Origin of the sequence: Bacillus sp. SIMBA_026, from assembly GCF_046535335.1 — a bacterium.
Taxonomy (GTDB): Bacteria; Bacillota; Bacilli; order Bacillales; family Bacillaceae; genus Bacillus; species Bacillus velezensis.
The window spans coordinates 1-229 of the sequence record NZ_JAWRWX010000554.1 but is presented as its reverse complement, the minus strand read 5'-3'; the positions used below and the strand labels follow the sequence as shown (position 1 = coordinate 229).

The 229-nt window shown below is 59.8% G+C and carries 1 protein-coding gene; it reads right to left on the bottom strand.

The window, feature by feature from the left end:
- The coding region (locus SB847_RS22520; RefSeq protein ID WP_410579013.1) for an autotransporter domain-containing protein at positions 1-229 on the bottom strand (229 nt) is incomplete at both ends.

Genomic DNA, 229 nt, shown 5'->3' with positions numbered 1-229 from the left:
CAGGTAGTATCCATTGCGGCCCATCCACGTGGCATAGGCGCCGATAGAGTACGCGTCCACCGTGCCCTTGGCGCCCGCTTTGTCGTCAAGCTTCGATTCGCTGTAATTGAACAAGGCACCGAAATAGGTCTTGCCTCCCAGGAAGTCGACCGCCTTGTCGGCGCCCACCGCCACGCCAGACTGGTTCTGCTGGAAGCGGGCCCCCGAAGCGCTCTTAATCTTGTATTCG